Here is a 3131-nt window from a genome sequence, read left to right as displayed (position 1 = left end):
CGCCCAATCTGACTCTCGACCATCGGGCCTTGATCGATGCCGGAATCAACGACTGGGGCGGCATTTCCCCGGTGACCTCCGATTTCATCAATCCGGAGCGGGCCTGGCCCGAAATCGACGCGCTGGCCCGAACCACGGTTGCCGCCGGATATGAACTGGCCGAACGCCTGACCGTATACCCCGAATATGCCCGCGCCGACAGGGGTTATCTCGCCCCACGCCTGGCGAAACGCGTATTCGATCTCAGCCGCGAGGGCGGTCTGGCCGTAAACCAATACGCTGGAACGCGCACCGCATCATGATCCATCCCGAACCCCAATTCGATATTCCGCCCTCGGCGCAACCCGCGTCGCCGAACCTGGCGGACGCCAGCCCCGAGTTCGGCGCGATTCTTGAGCGCGCGCTTGACGGGCGCGAGATCAGCGAAGCCGAAGGGCTGGCGCTGTTCGGCGCCGAGGGCCGCGACCTCGATGCGCTCACGGCCACCGCCGATGTCATCAGACACCGACACAGCGGCCCCAACGTCAGCTTCGTGGTGACCCGCAACATCAATTTCACGAACGTCTGCTACATGGGCTGTCGTTTCTGCGGCTTCGCCAAACATCGCGAGGACGATGGCGCCGAGCTGTTGTCGCTCGAGGAAGTGGCCGCGCGCGCCAGACAAGCCGAAGACCGGGGCGCGACCGAAGTGTGCATCCAGGGCGGTCTGCATCCGGACATACCGGGCGATCATTATCGGAACATCGTTCGGGCGATCAAGGCGGAAGTGCCCGATATTCATATCCATGCCTTCTCGCCGTTCGAGATCTGGTACGGGCACAAGAAGCGCCGCATGTCCGTGGAAGCCTTTCTCGAGGATCTCAAGGCGCAGGGGCTGGGCACGATTCCCGGCACCGCGGCCGAGATCCTGGATACCGAGGTCCGGAAACGTCTGACCCGCAACAAGCTGAGCGCCGAGCAATGGCTGTCGATCGTCAAGGCCGCCCACCGGGTCGGGCTGCGCAGCACCGCGACGATCATGTACGGGCACGTCGATGCGCCGCGCCACTGGGCCGCGCATATCGCGTTGCTGCGCGAGATCCAGAAGGAGACCGGCGGCTTCACCGAGTTCGTGCCGCTCGGGTTTGTCCATTACGACAGCCCGCTGTATCGCAGCGAATCGGATGTGCGTCCCGGTCCGACCCGCGACGACAACCTGCGCATGCATGCCGTGGCGCGCATCATGCTGGCCGGCTGGATCGACAATATTCAGGCGTCCTGGCCGAAGCTCGGCCCTCAAGGCGCTCAGCAACTGCTGCACGCCGGCGCCAACGACATGGGCGGCACGCTCATGAACGAAAGCATTACGCGTGCGGCCGGCGGGCGCTTCGGTCAGGAAATGACGCCTCGGGAAATGGCTCGACTCATCCGCGCGGCCGGGCGCATCCCGGTACAACGCGACACGGGATATAACACGCTCACCGTTTACGATACCCACGATCCCGCCGATACGCCGCCGCTAGTTTCGCGAACAACAACCCAGAGTCCGATTCGGTTTCTGGACCAATTCACGGAGCCGGCGCGGTGAGCGCCGGCCCGCGAATCACGTTGCTCGCCGGTGGCGTCGGCGGCGCCAAGATGGCCGAAGGTCTGGCGGCATCCCGCTATGGCCGCGCGCTGACCGTGATCGGCAATATCGGCGACGACCACGAATTTCACGGGCTCCATGTCTCGCCCGATATCGACACCATGATCTACAGCCTTGCGGGACTGGTCGACCGCGATCAGGGTTGGGGGCTGGCCGGTGAGACGTATCGAACGCTGGACAGGCTCGCCTTGCTTGGCGCCGAAACCTGGATGAAGCTCGGCGATCTGGACTTCGCGACGCATATCCGCCGTTCCAAACTGCTGCGTGCCGGCCACCGACTCACCGAGATCGTGGCAATCCTCGCGCGCCATTGCGGTGTCGAAACGCCGATTCGATTGCCGACGGACGATCCGGTCCGAACAAAGCTCAAGACCGAGATCGGCTGGCTCGATTTCCAGGAATACTTCGTCCGCGAGCGCTGCCGGCCGACGGTATACGACATCGCGTTCGCCGGCGCCGAGAATGCAGTGCCGACTCCGGAAGCGTTATCGGCGATCGCAGACGCCGACCTGATCCTTGTGGCGCCGAGCAACCCACTGGTGAGTATCGGCCCGATGCTCGCGGTGCCCAGTTTCGAAGACGCACTGCGAGCGAGTTCTGCCGTCAAGCTCGCCATCTCGCCGCTGATCGGCGGCCGTACCGTCAAGGGGCCCGCGGATCGCATGCTCGAAGCCCAGGGCTATCGGCCCGATCCCATCGGCCTGGCCGACTTCTACGGCGATCTGGTCGACGGTTTCGTGATCGATCGCGTGGACGGCGGGCTGGCCGGGACGCTGCGCGACAAGGGCTTCGACATAATCGAAGACGACATTCTGATGCGCGATGCGGACGACAAACGCCGGCTGGCCGAATCGACCGTTGCGCACGCGCTGACACCCGGCCACGCCTCGTGCCGGTGAATATCGTCATTCCGGTCAAGGACAGCCGGCGATCCAAGCGCCGGCTGACCCCCGTGTTCGACCGAAATGAACGCGCCCGTTTCGCGCGCCATCTTTATCGGCGAACGCTGGGCTTTTTCGTCGATCAATTTCCTGCCGAACATGTGTCCGTCGTCACACCGTCCCGGGCCATGGCGGCGATCGCAACGACTTATGGCGCGACGGTTATTCTAGAACCCCGGGCAGCCGGGCTGTCCGCGGCGGCGGCATTCGCCGCCGAATGGAGCGTCGAGCACGGTTTCGATGCGCAGTTGCTCATTCCGGCGGATATCGCCGAACTCTCGGCGCAAGAGATCGCCACGCTGTTGGCCACGATCGGCGACGGGCCGTCGGTCACCGTTTGCGCGGCAACCGACGGTGGCACCAATGCCCTGCTGACATCGCCGCCGAATGTGATCCGCTTCGATTTCGGCTTTGGCTCCAGCCGGCGGCATAGGCTGTCGGCCCGGCGGCACGCCATTCCCAGCCGCCTTCTGCGGATGCGAAATCTCAGCCGCGACATCGATACGCCGGCCGATCTTCGCGGGCAGCGAATCCATCTCCAACCGACGCGCGGCGCGGGGATG

The 3131-nt window shown here is 64.6% G+C and carries 3 protein-coding genes and 1 pseudogene; all 4 read left to right on the top strand.

Features of this window, described 5'->3' with window-relative positions; genetic code table 11:
- Nucleotides 1-302, top strand: a pseudogene (locus VFJ08_RS11645) (7,8-didemethyl-8-hydroxy-5-deazariboflavin synthase subunit CofG); the annotation flags it as partial.
- Nucleotides 299-1567: a 5-amino-6-(D-ribitylamino)uracil--L-tyrosine 4-hydroxyphenyl transferase CofH gene (gene cofH / locus VFJ08_RS11640; protein ID WP_324997380.1), complete on the top strand. Its 1269-nt coding sequence runs from the start codon at nucleotides 299-301 to the stop codon at nucleotides 1565-1567. The pseudogene VFJ08_RS11645 and the gene cofH, both read left to right, overlap by 4 nt.
- A complete protein-coding gene (gene cofD / locus VFJ08_RS11635) occupies nucleotides 1564-2526 on the top strand; it encodes a 2-phospho-L-lactate transferase (RefSeq protein WP_324997379.1) in 963 nt (320 codons plus the stop codon). The genes cofH and cofD overlap by 4 nt, the downstream gene beginning before the upstream one ends.
- Nucleotides 2517-3131 (top strand): 2-phospho-L-lactate guanylyltransferase (gene cofC / locus VFJ08_RS11630; protein ID WP_324997378.1); only part of this gene is annotated, 615 nt, incomplete at its 3' end. The genes cofD and cofC, both read left to right, overlap by 10 nt.

The organism is Salinisphaera sp., from assembly GCF_035690525.1.
Classification (GTDB): Bacteria; Pseudomonadota; Gammaproteobacteria; order Nevskiales; family Salinisphaeraceae; genus Salinisphaera.
Note: the sequence above shows the minus strand (reverse complement) of the source record. Positions and strands in the feature narration are given on the sequence as shown.

Bases quoted from the DNA above. Each gene is read 5' to 3' on its own strand.
- cofH (WP_324997380.1), top strand. From the start codon at position 299: ATGATCCATCCCGAACCCCAATTCGATATTCCGCCCTCGGCGCAACCC.